Source organism: Rhodoplanes sp. SY1 (assembly GCF_046000175.1).
Classification (GTDB): domain Bacteria; phylum Pseudomonadota; class Alphaproteobacteria; order Rhizobiales; family Xanthobacteraceae; genus Rhodoplanes.
The window spans coordinates 1-649 of sequence record NZ_JBEOMB010000279.1 but is presented as its reverse complement, the minus strand read 5'-3'; the positions used below and the strand labels follow the sequence as shown (position 1 = coordinate 649).

General features: G+C 67.8%; 2 protein-coding genes. Both read right to left on the bottom strand.

Features of this window, described 5'->3' with window-relative positions:
* Positions 1-107: 107 nt before the first annotated feature.
* Entirely contained in the window at positions 108-314 is a 207-nt protein-coding gene (locus tag ABTU92_RS29110) for a hypothetical protein (protein WP_408095042.1), read from the bottom strand.
* Between the two features lie 2 nt (positions 315-316).
* Positions 317-574 (bottom strand): hypothetical protein, encoded by a 258-nt coding sequence (locus ABTU92_RS29105; RefSeq protein ID WP_408095041.1) that lies wholly within the window; start codon positions 572-574, stop codon positions 317-319.
* Positions 575-649: the final 75 nt, after the last annotated feature.

Here is a 649-nt window from a genome sequence, read left to right as displayed (position 1 = left end):
CTCGGACCCCGCGACCTTGCGGAGCGTCGCGCCGAGCAGGCGCGCGACGTCGTCGATCGCGGCACCGCGGGCCTGCTCCGTCCAGGCGTCGAAGGCGCTGTCGAGAGTCATGATGCACGCCTTCTCGCGCGCGTGATCCGCTTCTCCAAGGCGCGGAGCTCGGCCCGCTGCTCTTTCAAAGCTGGAAGATCGGTCGCCGCGGCGAACTCCCGGGTGCGCGCATTGGCGAGCAGCTGGAGGTCGATACTGAGTTGCAGCACCAATGCCTCCCGCAACGAGAGGCGCAGCGCGATAGGCCGATCGAGCTTGGTCATGATCACTTTCCCGGTGCCCTCGCCGCTCGATTGAACCCGAGGGCCGACAACGCCGCCGGACTATCCTGGAGTCGGCCCAACAGATCGTCGAGCTTGTGAAGCACGCGTGCCTCTTCCATTCGGATTCCGACCGGGGCAGCCTTGAGGCCGTCCCTTACGTCACGGGCCTCGGCATCCTCGATGTCGAGCGCCCGGTTCCGCACCACCGTCCGCATGAGGGCGAGCGTGATCGGCGGAAGATCGGCGGCGCTCTCGCTCATCGGCCGCCTCAGAACGGAATGGAGTCGTCGAGATTATCGCCGCGCGCGCGCGGCGGCTCTGGCCGCTGGTCGCTC

What these genes read in the sequence shown, in the direction of transcription:
- ABTU92_RS29105 (WP_408095041.1), bottom strand. Translation starts at nt 574, where the DNA reads ATGAGCGAGAGCGCCGCCGATCTTCCGCCGATCACGCTCGCCCTCATG.
- ABTU92_RS29110 (WP_408095042.1), bottom strand. Translation starts at nt 314, where the DNA reads ATGACCAAGCTCGATCGGCCTATCGCGCTGCGCCTCTCGTTGCGGGAG.